This window comes from Nocardia colli, assembly GCF_008704205.1.
Classification (GTDB): domain Bacteria; phylum Actinomycetota; class Actinomycetes; order Mycobacteriales; family Mycobacteriaceae; genus Nocardia; species Nocardia colli.
Window position 1 is genome coordinate 1 of record NZ_VXLC01000012.1, and the last position, 19,250, is coordinate 19,250.

General features: G+C 68.8%; 3 protein-coding genes. 2 read left to right on the forward strand and 1 reads right to left on the reverse strand.

Annotated elements, in window-relative coordinates; genetic code table 11:
- On the reverse strand, positions 1 to 506 hold a 506-nt coding region (locus tag F3087_RS23185; protein ID WP_150404143.1), incomplete at its 3' end, for a hypothetical protein.
- A 255-nt stretch (positions 507 to 761) separates the two neighbouring features.
- On the opposite strand from F3087_RS23185, the gene F3087_RS23190 reads away from it, so the two are divergent.
- Together F3087_RS23190 and F3087_RS23195 are read left to right on the forward strand one after the other, a co-directional pair.
- Positions 762 to 18,491: a hypothetical protein gene (locus F3087_RS23190; RefSeq protein WP_150404144.1), complete on the forward strand. Its 17,730-nt coding sequence runs from the start codon at positions 762 to 764 to the stop codon at positions 18,489 to 18,491.
- Positions 18,492 to 18,540: 49 nt separating this feature from the next.
- Entirely contained in the window at positions 18,541 to 18,927 is a 387-nt protein-coding gene (locus F3087_RS23195; RefSeq protein ID WP_150404145.1) for a hypothetical protein, read from the forward strand.
- Positions 18,928 to 19,250 lie beyond the last annotated feature (323 nt).

Sequence of the window (19,250 nt, forward strand, 5' to 3'; positions counted from 1 at the left end):
ATCGCGGTACCGACGGTGGCCAGCAGCACGGTGATTCGGCGAGCCGTGGCACGGATGGTGGTCAGCAGCAAGGCAATTCGGAAAGTCGCGGTACCGACGGCCAGCAGCAAGGCGGTTCGGAGAGCCGTGGCGCCGATGGTCAGCAGCACAGCAATACATCCGAGAGTCGTGGCGGTGCGCCGGAGCAGCATGCCGGAACCGACGGTGGCGGCGCGGACCGCAGCCGGGCAGGCATCGCCGACAGTGGCACGCACGACAGCAGTACCAGCGAGTCGGGCAGCGGCGCCGATCGGTCGACCGTACCCCAGCAGCATTCCGGCGCGGAGCCGGGAAGTGCTGCGGTAAACCATAATTCGGGCGACGCGGGTCGCGTCGGTGACGGTGCGCCCGTGCGTCCCGGTGGCGACGGTGCACCCGTTCGACCCGGCGGTGACGGTGCGCCTGCCCGACCCAGCGGCGACGGTGCGGCGCCCCGGCACAGTGGTGACGGTGCGTCGCCGCGGCAAGCCGGTGACGCTGCTACGTCCCGGCCTGCCGGTGACGCGACCTCTCGGCCCGCCGGTGCGGAACCCGGGCGTAGTGGCGAGACCAGGCAAGGCGGGGAACAGAGGGCTGCTGACTCGCGTGCCGGATCGCCGGACGCCAAGCCCGGTGCCGATCGCCCGCGCGGCGATTCGCGAGCGGGCGTCTCGGATGCGAATCCTGTTCGGGCGGGAAAGGATTCGACTCCTGGTATTCGCGCGGAGTCGAGCGGCTCCGAGGTGTCCCGAGCGCCGGAGCGCAAGGCCGGCGGTGCGGACGAGCACGTCCAGGTGCACCCGGATTCGGACGACAACGTTCGGCCGCGTCCGGAGTCGGACGGGCCGGAGTCCAGGAACAAGCCGGAAGCCGGTGCGCCACAAGCAGATCGGCCACATGCCGGGGCCGAGCCGCACGCCAGGGATGAGGCCGGGCGCCCGCGCGCGAACGATGCTCGACCGGTGGGCGACGGTCCGAATCGGGACGGTGACGCGGATTCCGCGCGGCGCAACCACGATGACGACTCCGACAGCCGCCCGCATCACGACGATGTGCAGCTCGTCCCGGTCGCGGACGCGGGCACCACCGCACACCCGCGGCAGTCCGGCGCGGACAGCACAACCCGTCCGCACGGAACCGACGGCGAGGGCACGACGCCGCGCCAGGACGGCGACAACGACAGCAAGCGGCCGCTCGAGCCCGACGATCCGAATCGCGGCAAGTGCGGCGAGCTCTCGCTGAAGCAACTGCGTGACCAGTTCGGCGAGGGAATCCGCCTGCCGGAGCGGACAATTGGCGCCGACGGCATGACCCAGCGCGAGCTGGTCGGCGCCGCGGGCGGGCAGTTGCGCGAGTTCGCCGGCGGCCACGACGCGATCCAGCGCCGGCTACTGAAGATGGGCGACGGCGCCACCGCACTCGTCGTAGACACCTACAAGGGCCCGCGCGACGAGCACGGCGTCGGCGCGCACGCGTACCTGCTGGTGAACGAGGGCGGCCAGATCAAGGTGCACGACCCCGGCATGGGGACCGAGCACGGCTACCCGCCGCGGACGCCGAAGGAAGTGCACAGCGTCAGCGCGATCATGTTCAAGCCGGACGGCACCCCGGTGGACAAGGTGCCGAGCCACATCCGGGATGAATTGCTGGCCAACCCGGCCGATCTCGCCGATGCGGGCCGGGTCGGTAACCTGCCCGGACAGCACCACGGTTTCTTCCCTGCGGATGAGCCGGTGCCGCCGGGGCTGCAACGGGGCGCGGATGGGCTGTTGCGCCAACCCAATGATCCACCGCAGGTCTTCCGCTCGCCCGACGGCGCGTGGCACCACGTCAACGATGCGCCGGGAACGTTCCGGGACAAGGGTTTCAATCTCACCGACGGCAAGCGCTGGATCAAGGACCATCTCTCGGGCCAGGATCTGGCGTTCAAGGCCGAGGTCGCGGAGGATGGCGACTACCCGGTCAAAGATCCGAAGGCGTTGGCGGACCTGGCCAAAGCGTCCGAGCTCCGGATCAAGCAGGGCGAACTTCGTAGTGACGTCAGCGATTTGCTCAAGCCCCAAATGGACGAGTTCAACGTCCGGGACAAGGACGGAAAACTTGATGTCAACAAGCTGAGCGAGAAGAACCTCCCGAAGGAAATTCCCAAGATCGCGGCGGAGATCGAGAAGCACGCTCGGCTCCCGGAAAGCGATCCTCGGCACCTGACGCCCGAGCAGAAAATCGAAAAGCTCGCGCGCCTGTACGACATGGAGGAGAACGCCCGGGAATACAACCGTCTCGGCAAGGAGATGGTGGCCACCTCCAAGCTGCTCGGTGAGCTGGGCGCGACCGCGTACGCGCTCGACCCGGACATGCATCCCGGCGCGGTGCAGGTGACTCCGTTCAAAGGCGCGTTCGACGGCAACAACTCCGTCGATATCGCGGTCTTCATCCCGCGGGACGGCGATACCCCGGCCAAGCTGATCGTGATCGAGGCCAAGGGGGTCGGCTCGGACCTGGGTAGCGCGGCGACGCCCGGCGGCCGGGCACAGCAGGGCTCGCCCGAATACCTGCGGCGCACGCTCGCCATCGACGAGAATCTCCGGACGATTCTGACCGAATCCGAAGCGGACTTGCTACAGCGGCCAGAAGGCCCGGCGCTGTTGGACATTCGTAAACAGCTGCTGGAGGCACACCACGACGGCACGTTGGATATCGAATACCACAAGGTGCACGTCGATATAAACGGCAAAGCGGATTACGCGAAATTCAAGCTCGATCATGACGGTGCGCGAGTACCGATGAACGACATCGGCGGCGTCATTTCCAGGGACAGCCTGCAGCCGCCGACCCAGCCCGACGCGTCCACACCGGATGCGGGCACCCCGGGCCCGTCCGCGACCGGTCCGGTCCAGCACGCGCCGGACAACCCGGTCAGCCATCCGGATGATCGTCGCGGTCGCTGTGGTGAGCTGTCGTTGCAAGAGCTGCGGGCGATGTACGGCGACGACCGTGTGGGTTTGCCGGACCGCCCGATCGGCATGGACGGCATGACCAGGGCGGAACTGCAGCTGGCCGCAGGCGGTCATTTGGAGCCGACCACGCACGCGGACACGCATCAGCGGCTGCTCGATCTCGGGGATGGCGCGTCGGCGCTGATGGTCGACTCGTACTCGGGGCCACGGGATGAACACGGCGTCGGCGCCCATGCCTATCTTCTGGTGAACCAGGGTGGCGACATCATCGTTCGCGACCTCGGCGCAGGACTGGCCGACCACGGCTATCCGCCGCGGGTGCCGGCGGCGATGAGCGGATCGCACGCCGTCGTGTTCGACGGGCGCGGACGGCCCGACCATGCGCTGAACGCGGTGGATCGGGCGCGGTTGACGGCCGAGGTGCAGGCGCAGACGAATGCAAGCCAGGCGCGGGTCGGTCAGGCCTACGACGGGCGGCCTGACGACCCCGCGCGGCACGACGACACGGACGAGCCTGCACCGAGGGTGCGGGATGAGGACGGGGAGTTGCCACCCCGGGTGCCGGACGAGATCGGCCTCGATCGGCCGGATGGGGGTCTGCCCGAGGTCGAGGTGATCGGCGAACCCGGTCCCGGCGTGACGCCGGAAATGCTGGACGCCGCAAGGAAATCGGTCGCGGAAACCGGTGAGCCGCTGGTGATCTTCGGCAGCCGGCAAACGGGTGTCTCGGAGAAGTCCGGCGCACCGTTCCACTCCGACAGCGATCTCGACGTCGCGGCGACCACGCCCGAAGGGCTGATGAAGCTCGTCGACGTGCACGAGGGCAACAGCCCGATCCCGAAGGTGAAGGACATCGCCGGGATCTTCACCGAGCAAGAGGCCCGCGACAAGGGTTACCTGGTCATTAAACCGGCCGAGGTGGAACCCGTGACCTCGGTGCGCCCGGCCGACGCGGGCACGCCGCCGCTCGATCGTGCCCCGAGCGATACCGATACGGGATCGCGCCCCCGTCCGTCCGAGGAGAACACGCCGACAAACGATCGCGCCCCGCGCGAACCCGACACGGAAAACGGAACGCGCCCAAGGCCGTCGGACGAGATGGCCGGCAATGACGATGGCCCGCAACGTGATCCGGACAGCAACGACAACGCGCTGATCTACGACGACTACCTGGCCAACGGCGAGGGTGTCGTCCATCGTCCGGAGAGCACCTCGATCGGCGATGACACCAAGACGCACAACGTCCGCGACAACGTCCTGCACGAGGACGGTGTGCACGACGTCGTCGTGCACGGCAGCGAGGACGGCGCCCCGATCCCGGGCTTCCAGGAGAAGACCCATCCCGAGCAGATCGTGCAGGCGATCCTCAACAACCCGAATTACGTTCCCGGCACACCGATCCGGTTGCTGTCCTGCCACAGCGGCAACGAGCACGGCTGGGCCCAATACGTAGCGAACCGGCTCGGCGTCGAGGTGTCCGCGCCCACCGACGCCGTCGGTGTCGACCGGGCACAGGGTCCGGGCACCGCCCCCGTCATTCGCGACGGCGGCGAGTGGCGAACCTTCCACCCCGATGCCGCCGTCGAACTCCACCCGACCGTTCGCGAGTCCGGGCACGAGCCGAACTACCGAATCGCGCCCGAAGGCGATCGGCGAGACGGGACGGGCGAGGAGCCCCGCGCTCCCGGCACCGACCGAATGGAATGGATGGATCGCTCGGATGGCGATGGGCCTGAACCCGGGCTGACCGACGATGGCAACGACCGCGCCCCCCGGCACGAGAGCACTGCGGACTGGGCCGATCGGATGCGGGCCGAGACCGCTGAGTGGTCGGCGCGGATGGCCGCCGATCATGCCGCCGAGATGCGGCGGATCGCGGATACCGAGCCGCGGGACTGGGCCTCGGAGATGGCGGCCGATCACGCCGAGTGGCGGGCGCGGATGCTGGCGTTGCGCGCCGAGTTCTCTCGCGACGTCGCCGATGGCACGTTGCCACGCCCCGCGGCGGAGGTGCCGTCCGCGGAGGCGGGCAGGCATCGGGCTCCGGAGCCCGGTGGCGAAGTTCCGCACGAGGGTGACGTGAAGGTTTGGCCGCGTGAGGATTCCGCCGCTCCGCCCGAACCCGAGGGCGCGGGCGGCGGGAAGAAGCCGCCGGAATCGACACCGCCCGTTGGTGATTCGGGTGAAGACGGAACGAACCGTGGCGATCGACAGCCCGGTGACGGGACACCGCCGCATGAGACGGATGGCACCCCGCCACACGAAACCGACGGCACGCCGGCCCCCGAGGATCCGTTCGATGCGCGTCAGCGCGAGCTGGAAGCCGAGCGCGATCGTGTCGTCGCCGAGCGGGATGCGCTGCAGCAGCAGCGCGATCAGCTGGCCGGCCGGCTGCGCGTCTCGTCCGAAAACGATTGGGCGGCACTGCGACCGGGCGACGACCTCACGCATACGTTGGAGGAGTTGCGCAACCGCACCATGGAGGTGCGTGAGCAGCCGCGCGAGCACGCCCGCATCGACGAGCTGGAGCAACTGGCCAACCGGGTCCATGACGCGAACAACGACATCGCCAGGATCGATCGCGAACTGGCCGCGCTGGACGCCGCACGCGAAGCCGCTCGACTCGAGACCCCGGAGGGCGAGTACGCCCGTCTGCTCGAGGAGCGGCGTGCGCTGGATCATGAGCGCGAATTCGCCAGGGCGAAGCGCGATGAGCTCGCCGGGTACCTCGGGTTCACGGATCTGACCGGCTCCGCGTTCGAGCACCGCATGCACGAGCTGTATGACCAGGCGCAAACGCGGCGGACCCGGATCCCCGGCAACCTGGATACCCCGGAACGGATCGTCCGGGAACAGGTCAGTGGTTCCGAGCGCGAATTGCTGCTGCGTGAGCTCCGCAAATTCAGTGACGCCATGCGGGACTGCGACCGGCTCGACGCGGCCATCGCCGAGAAGGACGCACGCCTCGCGCAACTGCGGGACGAGGGCGTCGTCGGTGAACGTCCGCCCGGCGACGATACCGGCACCGCCCTCGATCGCCTGGCCCTCGAGTACGCCGACCTGCTTCGCGAGGTCGAGGCGCGGCGACCGGTGCTGGAGGACCTGGCCCGGCGGCTCGGGATTCCGGTATCGGAGCTCGGCCCGCATCCACGCGACCTGGAAAAGGCGCTGGATTGGCATCGCACGCGCACGATGCGGGTGGACAACGGCGAGATGGCCGAGCGCCACCGCATGCTCGACGAGCTGGAGGCCGCCGCGCGCGACGTGCTCGTCGGCGAGCACGAAATGGGCAAGCTGCGCGACGAGATGGCCCGGCTCAACGGTGTGTGGCGCGATCTCGTCGCGGCCGAGGACGGCTGGATGGTCACCGACCGGGTCGGCTACATCCCCGGTGAGCCGTCGCGCATCATCGTGTTCGGTCCGCGAGCGGATTTCGAGCCGTCGCGCGCGAGCCACGACGACGCGCTGGCGCACGCCATACTCACGGAACCGGTTGTGGCACAGGCGATGATGCGGCAACCGCGGATCGAATACCAGCGGGTGATCTTCGATCAAGACGGCACCGTGCGGCGGGAGCCGATAAGTGGTCCGCTAGTGGAGCGCACCGCCACCGGATGGATCAACGGCGACCCCGGCCTGCTGATGGTGCGCTGGCAGGACGCGGACGGCCAGTGGCACAACGTCGATCCGGCCAAGCCGAGCCTGCGCACCAACCGCGGTCCCGACGCGGGCACCGCATACGACCCGGGCAATCCGGATTGGTGGGGCGGCCTCTCCGACTACATCAACGATTTGGCGACGCCGTTCGCCGATATCCCGCCGGGGCATATCGCGAAGAACATGCTCGAGCTGAACCCGATGAACGTCGAGACCAAATACTTCGACAACGGCATGTCGCCCGACGACATCGTCAGCCTCCATCTCGGTGCCGATATCGCCACTATTCAACGGAATATCCGTACCTTGTTCATGGCGATCGACCATCCCCTGGTTCGGGAGTGGATCCATCGGCATCCGGCGATCGGCGACTGGGTGCTGGCGCGGCCGTGGCTGAAGCGGTTTTTCCCGGTCGGCACCATGTGGTCGTCGTTCCAGTGGCACCGGCCGCCGGAGACCAATTTCCAGCCGATGTACCGCACCTGGGAGCCGGCTGAGCATGCCCGGGTCGAGATTCCGGAGTGGCTGCGGCCCGCGATCGATGAGGAGATCGCGAAGTGGCGGGAGGTCCAGCAATGGGCTGACGGCGAATACGACAAGTTCCGGGCCGACGATCAGCTCGCCGATCGCATGGCCGAACGGCTGGCAGAGTACCGGCAAGAGCAGATGCGGGTCGGCGCACAGGAATTGGTCGAACGCATCCGCAAGGAACTGGTCGATCCGCACCGCGGTATCGGACCGGACCAGGCCGGGGTCGACCGGCAGGTGCAGCGGATCAACGAGGCCGTCAACCGGATCGCCGACGATTCCTTCGATAACTTCGCCACCGATGATCGGGTCGCGATCCGGCACAAGATCGCCGAGATCCGGCAACAGCTGCTCGACATCCGGAACGGGCACCTTCCCATCGGCGCCGACGGCACCCGGATCGCGGACGAGGTGGTCGGACGCCCGATCACGGACGCGGACATCGCTCGGATCGCAGACGGGCTGGCCCCCGATATCCGTCCGCTGCCGCCGAAGATCGAAGAGCACAACTGGCCCGACCCGTTCCCGGATCGCCCGCAACCCGACAGTGCGCCACCGAAGCACGAATTCCCGGCGTTCACCAGGGATCAGATTCAGCAGATCCTGAATCATCTGATGGTCGACGAGCACCCGGCCGTCGATTACGCCGATCCCAACGGCAACCTGACAACGCGGCGGATGGATCAGCTCGCCGATGTGGCCGAGGCGATCAACCGGATCGTCGACGGCAAACCGCTGCCAGCGGACGTCGTCCTTATGCTCGACGCTCTCGCCGAATCCAACTTCCTGCGCACTCCTGCGCCCCGCGATGGACGCTGGACCTGGCATGACGCGAACGCACACGCGGTGGCCGAGGGCTTCCACTGGGACGCGAACCGGCCGCCGCTGACCGGCGACCGCGCGAATATCCCGTACGCGCCCGAACCGCTGCACGCGCCGGAGCCGTTCTTGCCGCGCGACCGCTACGAGCAGCAATTGGCCAACGCCAAGGAGCATTGGGACGCACGTTCACGCGCACTGCTCGACGCCGCGCGGGTAGCCGGGGTCGATCCCGAGAGTTTGTTCCGCGCCGCCGATCCCGCCGACCGACTGGCCAATCTGCGGACGCAGCAGCCGGACGCGGCCGGCCGGCAGCACATCGATGACCTGGCGGCCGCACTGCGTGACTTCGACGACGCCACCGCCGAAGTCATGCGCCTCGAACAGCGGCTGGATGAGCACGACATCAAGCTCGACCGCGCTCGCGCGGCGATCCGCGGCGACCAGCCGGAAGTGCCTGTGCTGGAAGCGGATTCGAACGCGCGACCGGAGGAACCGGCACCGACCGCAGAAGAGCTGTTGCAGCAGCAGCGATTTGCCGAAGCTGATGCGCGGCAACGCAGTAACGAGATCGATCGGCTCGAGCAGGCCAAGGCCGATGCCATCCGGGCTAGGGACGAGGCCGAAAGGGACCATCTGCGGGCGCAGGATCCGGCCGCGGCCGAGGAGGCGTACGAGCGGCACAAGTATGCCGTGCGGGAGGCTGCTGAGCGGGATCAGCAACTCGCCGAGCAGATTCGAAAGAACACGATGCTCGAAGCCGGTGCGGAGCCGCTCGACGGCGCGCCGCAGATCGGCATCATCCCTGGTGATCCGCCGCAGGCGATCGTCGTGGTGCGTGGGGAGTCGACGGACCCGACCACGCTGATCGATCGAGCGGTCGCGCAGCATCCGGAGCTCGGCGATCTGGTCGGCCCGAACCGTGACAACGTCACCACCTATCGTCTCGTCCCCGGCGAAGACGGTCGTACGCAGGTGCACCGGACCGACTCGCCGGAGGTTATCGCTCGGTCGGCGGAGGCGTTGGCGGAGCAGCAGCGGTTCGCCGAAGCTGATGCGCGGCAACGTAGTAACGAGATCGAGCGGCTGGAGCAGGTCAAGGCAGACGCGGTCCGGGCCAGGGACGACGCCGCGAAACGGCTGGACGACGCGCAGGATCAAGGCGAGGCCGAGCAAGCGTACGAGCAGCGCAACTATGCCGAGCGTGAACTGGCCGAACGGGACCAGCAACTCGCCGAACAGCTGCGCAAGAACACGATGCTCGAGGCTGGCGCGGAGCCGCTCGACGGGGTGCCGCAGATCGGCATCATCCCGGGTGATCCGCCACAGGTAATTGCCGTGGTGCGTGGCGAGTCGACGGATCCGACCACGCTGATCGATCGAGCCGCCGCAGTACATCCGGAACTCGATGACCTGGTCGGCCCGAACCGCGACAACGTCATCGTCTACCGTCTCGTCCCCGGCGAAGACGGTCGCACCGAAGTGCACCGGACCGACCCACCGGACGCGCCACCCCTGGCCGCACCCCGCCCAGAACCCGACGCGCCGAGCGACGGCGGCGGCGCCAAGAAGCCACCCACCGGCGAGGCCCCGGCACCGGCCGAGGTGCAGACCACTCCGACAACGGATGATGCTGCGGCCCAAAGCAAGCCGAGCGAAGACCCGACGGCGGTGGCGGACAAGCCGGCGAACAAACCGAACGAGCTGGTCAATGAGGCCGCGCCGCCGCGTGAGACGCCTGCGCCGCCGCGTGAGACGCCCGGGTCGGTGCGTGAGACGCCCGCGCCACCGCGTGAGACGCCTGCGCCGCCGCGTGAGACGCCCGCGCCGGTGCGTGAGACGCCAGCACCGGTGCGTGGGACCCCTGCGCCGCCGCGTGAGACGCCCGGGTCGGTGCGTGAGACGCCCGCGCCGCCGCGTGAGACGCCCGCTCCGGTGCGCGAGACATCCGCGCCGGTGCGCGAGACACCTGCGCCCACCGGGGACAGCGCAGCGAGTAAGCCCGTGACCGAGGCGAATCGGCCTACGCAGGTGCCGGAAGAAATTCTGCAGCAGCAGCGGTTCGCCGAAGCTGATGCGCGGCAACGCAGTAACGAGGTCGATCGCCTGGAGCAGGTGAAGGCCGATGCTATCCGGGCGAGGGACGAGGCCGAAGCGGAACATCTGCGGGCGCAGGATCCGGCTGAGGCCGAGGAGGCGTACGAGCGGTACAAGTACGCGGTGCGGGAGGCGGCCGAGCGGGATCATCAGCTCACCGAGCAACTGCGGAAGAACACGATGCTCGAGGCCGGCGCGGAGCCTCTGGATGGGGTGCCGCAGATCGGCATCATTCCGGGTGATCCGCCGCAGGCGATAGTCGTGGTGCGCGGGGAGTCGACGGACCCGACGACGCTGATCGATCAGGCCACTGCGGTGCATCCGGAACTCGGTGATTTGGTCGGGCCGAACCGCGATAATGTCACTACCTATCGCCTCGTCCCTGGTGAGGACGGTCGTACGCAGGTGCACCGGACTGACTCGCCGGAGGTTATCGCTCGGTCGGCGGAGGCGTTGGCGGAGCAGCAGCGGTTCGCCGAAGCTGATGCGCGGCAACGTAGTAACGAGATCGAGCGGCTGGAGCAGGTCAAGGCCGACGCGGTCCGGGCCAGGGACGAAGCCGCGGAAGAGTTGCGGCAGGCGCAGGATCCGGCCGAGGCCGAGGACGCGTTCGAGCGGCACCGGTATGCCGAGCGTGACGCGGCTGAGCGAGATCAGCAGCTGGCCGATCAGCTGCGGAAGAACACGATGCTCGAGGCCGGCGCGGAGCCGTTGGAGGGCGTGCCGCAGATCGGTGTCGTTCCCGGCGATCCACCACAGGTAATCGCTGTGCTGCGCGGCGAGTCGGCAGACCCGAGCACGTTGCTCGATCGGGCCGCCGCGGTGCATCCCGAGCTCGATGATCTGGTCGGCCCGAACCGTGACAACGTCGTCGTCTACCGTCTCGTCCCCGGCGAAGACGGTCGCACGCAGGTGCACCGCACCGACCCGCCGGACGCGCCGCCGCTCGCCGCGCCCCGTCCAGAACCCGACGCCCCGAGCGATGGTGGTGGCGCGAAGAAGCCGCCGATCGGTGAGGTACCGGAGCCGAAGGATGTACAGAGCACGCCGGTGACGGATGACGCTGCGGCCCAGCGCAAGTCGGTCGAGGATCCGAGCGCAGCCGACAAGCCCGTGACCGAGGCGAACAAGCCCGTGACCGACCCGGACCGGTCGGCTACGGAGCCGAACGATCCCGCGAACAAGCCACCGAGCGAAGAAGCACGCCCGGCCGAGGTGAAAACCGAAGAGGCGCCGCAAGGTTCGGACGGCCGGACGGCCGCCGACGGTGCGGGTGGCGGGAAGAAGCCGCCGCAACCGCCGACGGCTCCTATGGCGGGCGATCCGGGTGACGGCGGCGACGGTCCCCGTCCGCCGCAGCGCGAGCCCGCCGGCGGGCCGAGTGAATCCGGTTCGGACGCAGCGGCGGTCGCTCGCGCGGCGGCTCGGGTCGAGGCCGGTGAGACGTTCCAGGTCGAGGTGCTCAGCGAGGGCGCGATGCGACGGGCCGAGCGGGTGGAGCTGATCACTCTCGAGGACGGCACGCAGGTGATCCGCAAGACGCTCACCAACCCTCGCCACGGGGACGCGGAAGAGCTCGCGTCGCTGGTCGGTCGCGCCGTCGGCGCGAACGTGCCGCACATCGTGCGGGCCGGCGACAACGTGATCTACATGCAGGTCATGCCCGGTGACTGGGCCGACATGCAGCACTCCCGTGCAATGAGCCCGCGGGACACCGGTTTGACTGTTACGCCGGACGGTGTGCGCCTCGGCCTGCTCGATGTGCTGATCCGGATGCCCGACCGGGGCATGACCAACTGGCTGGTCACCCCGGACGGACAGATCAGCGGTATTGACCACAGCCTCGCGTTCGGCGGCGGGGTGCGCCCGAACGCGGAAACCAGCAGCGGCTTCGCCCATCACTTCCTGGAGCTCGGCCCCGACGGCCAATTGCATTGGCGGCAGCACGATTTGAGCGCGGCCGAGCTGGCGGAGATCCGCGGCCGGATCGAGGCGCTGGCACCGGACTTCGCCGATCATCCCGACTGGCATCAGTCGGTGCTCGACCGGTTGACCAAGCTCGAGCAGAACGTGCGCCCGGACGATGATCCGCCCGCACCGGAAGAACCGTCCGGTGGCCCCCCGGACAAGCCGGGTGACCCCGGGCGACCGGGCGCACCCCAGCGTCCAGAACAGCCGGCCTCCGAAACGGGATCGGCGCCCAAGCCCGCGACCGAAAGCGGCGACGGTGCGCACAAGCCACCGCAGCCGCCGGCTCCGCCGCAGGCAGGCGATCCGGGCGCCGGCGGTTCCGACGGTGGCCACCGTCCGCCGGAGGGCGGCCCGGTCGAGGAGCCGAATGAATCCGATCCGGAGACTGCGGCGCTCGCGCAGGCGGTGGCCAGGGTCGAGGCCGCGGCGACGTCCGGTGAGAACATCCGCTTCGAGCGGATCAGCGACGAGGCGACGCGGATCACGCTCGAGGACGGCACCCAGCTGATCCGCAAGACGCTCGGCAATGTTCAGCACGCCGACGCGGAAGTGCATGCGGCACAGATCGGTCATGCCGTCGGCGCGAACGTGCCGCATGTCGTGCGGGCCGGCGACCACGTGGTCTACATGCAGCTCATGCCGGGTGACTGGGCCGGCGGCCGGCATCCCGGCGCGTGGAGCCCGCAGGAGACCGGACTGACCAACACGCCGGCCGGTGTCCGACTGGGCCTGCTGGACACGCTGATTCGGATGCCGGACCGCGGCATGACGAACTGGCTGGTCACGCGCGACGGTGTGATCAGCGGTATCGACCACAGCCTCGCGTTCGGCGGCGGGCAGCGCCCGAATGCCGAAACCACCAGTGGTTTCGCCCATCACTTCCTCGAGGAGGGTCCGGACGGCGGGCTGACGTGGCGTCAGCACGATCTGACCGCGGCCGAGCTGGCCGAGATCCGCGGCCGGATCGAGGCGCTGGCACCGGAATTCGCCGATCACCCCGATTGGCATCAGTCGGTGCTCGACCGGTTGACGATGCTCGAGCAGAACGTCCGCCCGGACAGCGATCCGCCCCGATCCGAGGCCCCGGGCGATCCAGAAGACGCCGGTCAGCAACGCCCGGGTGCTTCAGAGCGGCCCGGCAGCCCCGAAAATGGCAGCGGCGCAACCAGATCCGAGAACGCCCCGCAGCCGGACCCGGCCGCGCACGTGGCGGACAACGCCGAACGCCTTGCCGAATTGGCCGAAGCGCGCACCCTCGCCCTCGGCGACCTCGACGCCGCGCTGCGCAGGCGCAACGAGCTGGCCGAGCTGCTCGGCGTCGACCCGGCCGATGACTGGGCGGCGCTGCGCCCGGGCGACAACCTCACCGAGACGGTGCGCGAGTTGAATCATCGCCGTCCCGACGGGCAGGAGTGGCAAGCGCACGAACTGCTGCGGGTCAGGGAACTGGAGCGGTTGTCCAATCGGGTACCCGAGACCGAGGCGACGATCCACCGGCTCACCGCCGAGATCGCTCGAATCGAAGAGCTCACCGGTCCGGCGGAAACCCGTGAGGCCGAATACGACCGCCTGCTCGAGGAGCGGGGCGAGCTGGCGCGCCAGCGCGAAGCCGCCCGTGCGGCCAGGGACGAGATCGCCGGGCGACTCGATGTGCCCGAACTGACCGGCGACGCGTTCACCCAGCGGGTGATGGAGCTGCACCGGGAAGCCCAGAGCCGGTCGGTGCGGGTGCCCGCCAACCTGGACAGCCCCGCTAGGGTCGTGCACGAACCGGTGGCCGGCGCCGAGCGTCAGTTGCGCGAACGATCCATCCGCCAACTGATCCACGCCGTCGAGGCATTCAATGAGCTCGACTCGGCGGTCGACCGGATCGACGCCAGGCTGAAGGTGCTGCACGGCGAGAACGTGAACCGGGACCGGCCGCTGTCCGCCGACGTGGTCACCGCACTGGACCGGCTGGCCAACCAGCAGGCGGCGATCTTCCAGGACAGCAAGCGACGGCGCGCGGTCCTGGAGGATCTGGCGGAGCGACTGCATATTCCGCTGTCCGATCTCGGGCCGCAGCCACACCGGCTGGCCGAGACGATGCGCCAACAGCGGCAACTCGACGACGGCACCGATCCGCACCGGCCGGCCATGCTCGACGAGCTCGAGTCCGCCGCGGCCGACGTGATCCGGGCGGACACCGCGATGACCCGCCTGCAGGACAAGATGACCCAGCTCACCGAGCGCTGGCACGAGGTGGTCGAGTGGCGCGACGCCATCGACGCCGAGGGCGGGCGGATGGCGACCGACCGGGTCGGCATCATCGAGGGCGAGCGCCCGCGGATCGTGGTCTTCGGCCAGCAGCCCGACCCGGCGCGTCCGCACGCGCTGCACGACGCCGCGCTCGAACACGCGATTCGCACGAATTCCGCTGTCGCGCAGGCGATGTTGCGGCACCCGCAGATCGAATACCGGCAGACCGCCCCCGGGCAGGAGCCGGTGGTCCATCCGGGGCCGCGGCTGGAGCGCACGGAGACCGGCTGGATCAACGGCGACCCCGGCATGCTGGTGGTCCGCTGGCGCGACAGTGAAGGGGACTGGCACACGGTCAATCCGAGCAGGCCCGATTGGTCGGTCAACGTGGACGCCGAGGGCAAGCTGCGCCGCGGCGACAGCCTGAGCGAGTACGACCCGGGCAACCCGGACTGGTGGGCCGGCCTGGCCGACTACATCAACGACCTGGCCACGCCGTTCGCCGATATCCCGCCGGGGCATATCGCGAAGAACATGCTGCCGATGAACCCGATGAGCGCGCCGGTCGAATACTTCGAGGGCGGCGTTCCGGCCGACGACATCGTCACCATCCACATCGGCGGCGATTTCTATGCCATCCAGCGGGATATCCGCACCCTGCTCCAGGCGATCGACCATCCTGCGGTCCGGGACTGGATCCACCGGCACCCGGCGATCGGCGACTGGGTCAAGGCCCGGCCGTGGCTGCAGAAGCTGCCGCCGTTCGCGACGGTGTGGGACGGATTCGACTGGCACAAGCCGCCGGAGACCAACATCCAGCCGATGTTCCGCGGCTGGGAGGCGAGCGAGCATTCGCGCCTCGACGAGCACGTGCAGATCCCCGAGTGGTTGCAGCAGGTCTTCGATCACGAAGTCGAGCAATGGCAGCGGGTCCAGGACTGGGCCGACGCCGAATACGACCGGTTCCGCGCGGACGATCGGCTGGCCGACACGATCGCCGAGCAGCTGGCGCACTTCGGCGAGGATCAGCAGGCGGTCGCCGCGCGCAAGCTCATCGATCTGGTGCGTAAGGAACTGGTCGACACCGATCGCGGCATCGACCCGACCCGGCCCGACGTCGCCGAGCAATGGAACCGGATCAACCGGCAGATCGACGAGCTGGCCGACCGCGCGCTCGGCATGTTCGACAGCAATGATCGAATCGCGGTGCGCGACACCGTCGCCGACATCCGGACCCGGCTGCTGGAACAGCACATCAACGGCCGCATCACCGAGGAACAGCTGCATCGGATGACCGAGGAGCTGGCGCCGCACATGTGGCACGACACCACCGCGGACAGCGCGCTGCCGCCGCCGCGCTTCACTCGCGAGCAGATCCAGCAGGTTCTCGATCACTTCATGAAGGACGAGCACCTGGTCACCGATTACGCCGATCCCACCGGACGATTGGTGCGGCAGCGGATGGATCAGCTGGCCGACGTCGCCGAGGCGCTCAACCGCCTCGTGGCGGGCAAGCCGCTGAAGCAGGACATCGTGATGCTCTACGACGCGCTGGCCGAGTCGGAGTTCCTGCGCGACCCCGAGAATCGGAACAAGACCTGGCACGACGCGAACACGCACGCGATCGGTCTCGGCTTCCACTGGGACGCGGACCGGCCGCCGCTGACCGATTGGCGGGCGGGCATTCCCTATGCCGCCGCCCCGCTGCCGGAATCGACGCCGTTCCTGCCGCGCGACCGCTACCAGCTCGAATTGTCCGAAGCGCGAGCCACTTTGGACGCTCGGACCGATGCGCTGCTCGCGTTGGAACAGAGCATGGGGATCGATCCGGCGTGGCTGTTCGGCTCCACCGAGCCGATCGAGACCCGGCTGGCCGAGCTGCGCGCGCAGCATCCGGATCCGGCGGGGCAGCGCCGGGTGGACGACCTGTCGCGGGCCTTCCGCGAGTTCGAGGACGCCGCTGAGCAAGTCCGGTTGCGTGAGCAGAACATGCAACGCCACGACGCTGCACTCGAGCAGGCTCGCGCGCTGGCCCGCAGCGGGCAGCAGCCCGAACTGCCCGGCCCGGTCGGGGAGCCCGACGGTGCGCCGCAACGTGATCCGGCGACGTCACCCGATGACGCGACGCAACACGATGTCGATGCCGACGCCCGGCGGGAGGTCGAGGACCTTCGCGAGCGCCTCGAACTGGACCTGGTGCAGGCGCAGAATCGGCTCGATCGCGCCGAGGCGGCGCGGGCCGAGGCGGCCGAGGGTTTGTCGATGACGATCGAGCCGCACGAGTTGCGCTCCGAACGGGAAATCGAAGCGCGCGCAGAGGATTTGCGGGCGCGCACGTTGGACGTCACCCAGCAGCAGGCCCGGCTGGACAAGGTCGCCGAACTCGAGCGGGCGGCCAAGGACTACCTGGTCGCCGAAGCGGAAGTCGGACGCATCGAAGCCGAGCTGGGGCGCGCCGAAAGTCAGGCCGAAGCACTGCGCTCGCTCGAAGCCGGCGGCGACCGGACCCGTTCGACCACTGACAACGCGAACCAGCAAGAGCCGCAGGGTAGTTCGACGCAGACGCGGCCGCATCCGGATCGATCCGGCAACTCTGATGCCCCCGATCTCGCTGAGCAGGAGGTTGATTCGGGCTCGGCGACCGATCGCGATCGCGACACCGGCGGCTCCGATCGGCAGCAGCCGGTCGATCCGGACTCCGCGGTGAATCGCCGGCCCGAGGGCGAGGACTCCGATCCCGCTGAGCTGCCGAGCGATTCCGGATCGGCGCGGGACCGGACTCGGAACTATGCGAATCGTGATGATTCCGAAAATGATGAGTCGTCGCGTGATTCAGGTTCCGCGCGCGATCGGACTCGGGAATCCGACCGGGATGATTCCGCGGGCGACGACAATTCCGGGTCGGATAGCGGCACCACCGACGGCGGTTCGAACCGCGATCGCGGCTCGGACAATGGCGGCGACGATGGTGGGGGCGATCGATTCCGCGGCGGTGAGCCGGAGACGCCGATATTCCGTTCGCACATACCGCATCCGCCGCACGAGTACGAGTTCGAGTTCCCGCCGGAGGTAGGCCCGCCGCTGCATATCCATGTGCCGATGCCGGATCTGCCGGTGGAGCCGCCGCAGCCGCCGCCGCACCCTCCGGTGCCCCCGCATCCGCCCGTTCCGCCGGCTCCGCCGCAGCATTCGGTGCCGCCGACCCGGCCGCACACGCCGAGGCCGCCGACCACGCCGACGACCCGGCCAACGACGCCGCCAACGACGCCGCCGACAACTCCGCCGACGACGCCACCAACTACGCCGCCGACGACGCCACCGACGACGCCACCAACTACGCCGCCGACGACGCCACCGACGACGCCACCAACTACGCCGCCGACAACTCCACCGACGACGCCACCAACTACGCCGCCGACAACTCCACCGACGACGCCACCAACTACGCCGCCAACGACTCCACCGACGACGCCGCCGACAACTCCACCCACACCGCCGGACCCGTCGCCTACACAGACACCCGGCCAGTCCGGTGGGCCTTCGTATCCACCGCAGGCGCTTCCCCCATACCCGGGTGAACCTGGGTCGCCGTCACTTCCGGGCCAGCTGTCGCATCCAGGACAGCCCGGCTATCCCGGCCAGAATGGCCAGAACGGGCAACTGCCGAGCCAATCGCAGTTCAACGGCGCGCCGGTCGGCGACCAGCAGCAGCCGATGCTGCCGCCGCCACCGGTGCTGCCGCCGATGGGCGGAGCTGCCGCCGGTGGCGCGGGTTCGCGCAACGGCGACCGCCGCCGCTGGAACGGCGAGAACGATTCGCGCAGCAGCGAGATCGTCATCCAGCCGCTCGACGGCGGCCGCTGGGCGTCGTTCGATCCGGACAGCGGGTCCCTGCGGGCGATCCCGGCGGCGGCCGGCCCGGTCGGTGGCGTGCTCGGCTACTTCGGTGATGTGCTCGCCGTGTTCTATCGGAGAGCGGGACGGCTGACGCTGCGTCTCGGGTCCAACGAATTCGACCTCGACGCACCCTCCGTCGGTGTCGGCTGGGAGCATGTCGATCAGCGGCACGCGCGGTTCCGGGTGCATGTCGACGGTCAGCCGGTCGTCGATTTTCCGTATCCGCTCAACGGCGGCGGCACGGACCTCGGTTTAATCGTTCGCGATGTAATGGCCGACCCGCGCCAATGCGCCAGTGTCTTCAATTGACCCTCGGCTGTGAACATAATGAACGCAATGCGAGCAGGAATGAGGTGACATGCCGGATTTGAAACCCGTTGGCATCTATCGGGAGATGTACAAACGCGGCCACGACGACCTCCCCTCGATCCACGACGCGAGCACCGATCAGCAGCTCGCCGACCGCGACCGGATCCTCGACTACTTGCGCAAAGCCCCCGAGGTCTTCGACGTGATGGAGGCCGTCCCCAACCTGGTCACCGGCGAGGGCTGGATCCCCGGCGGCTCCTCGCTGCACTCCGACGGCGAATGGATCTGGCGCACCGACTCCCTCGAGTATCTGACTGTTCGCCCGCTCGCCATTCCGGACGAATTCGTCCAGCACGTCCGCGCCAACGACTACCTCCCGCCGGACTACGACCTGCGCGCCGAATCCTTCCGCGCCGCCTACCTCCGCTACTTCTAGCCCACCCGATCGGATCCCACCCAGCCGCAGGTCACGTTATGTTCACCGCGTGAGTGCCACCAACATTCGGGTCTGTACATGCAGGCCCGACGCTAGTACCCATAGAATTGGCACGCTGTTAGAACTGGCTGCGATGCCGACGCGCGCACATAGCGTCAGCATCGTCGCAGCTACGAGGAGGGCCAGTAGCGGATGAGTGGTCAGGCGCGGGGGGACGATCGGGTCTGCCGATCGGTGACCTTGCAGAATCCGCCTTGGGCCGGCTTCGCCACGCCGACGGGGAACGGCGCGCTGGAATCGCCGGTCGATCGCTTCTCCGCGCG

Coding starts and splice junctions, on each gene's coding strand:
- F3087_RS23195 (WP_150404145.1), top strand. CDS start 18,541: ATGCCGGATTTGAAACCCGTTGGCATCTATCGGGAGATGTACAAACGC.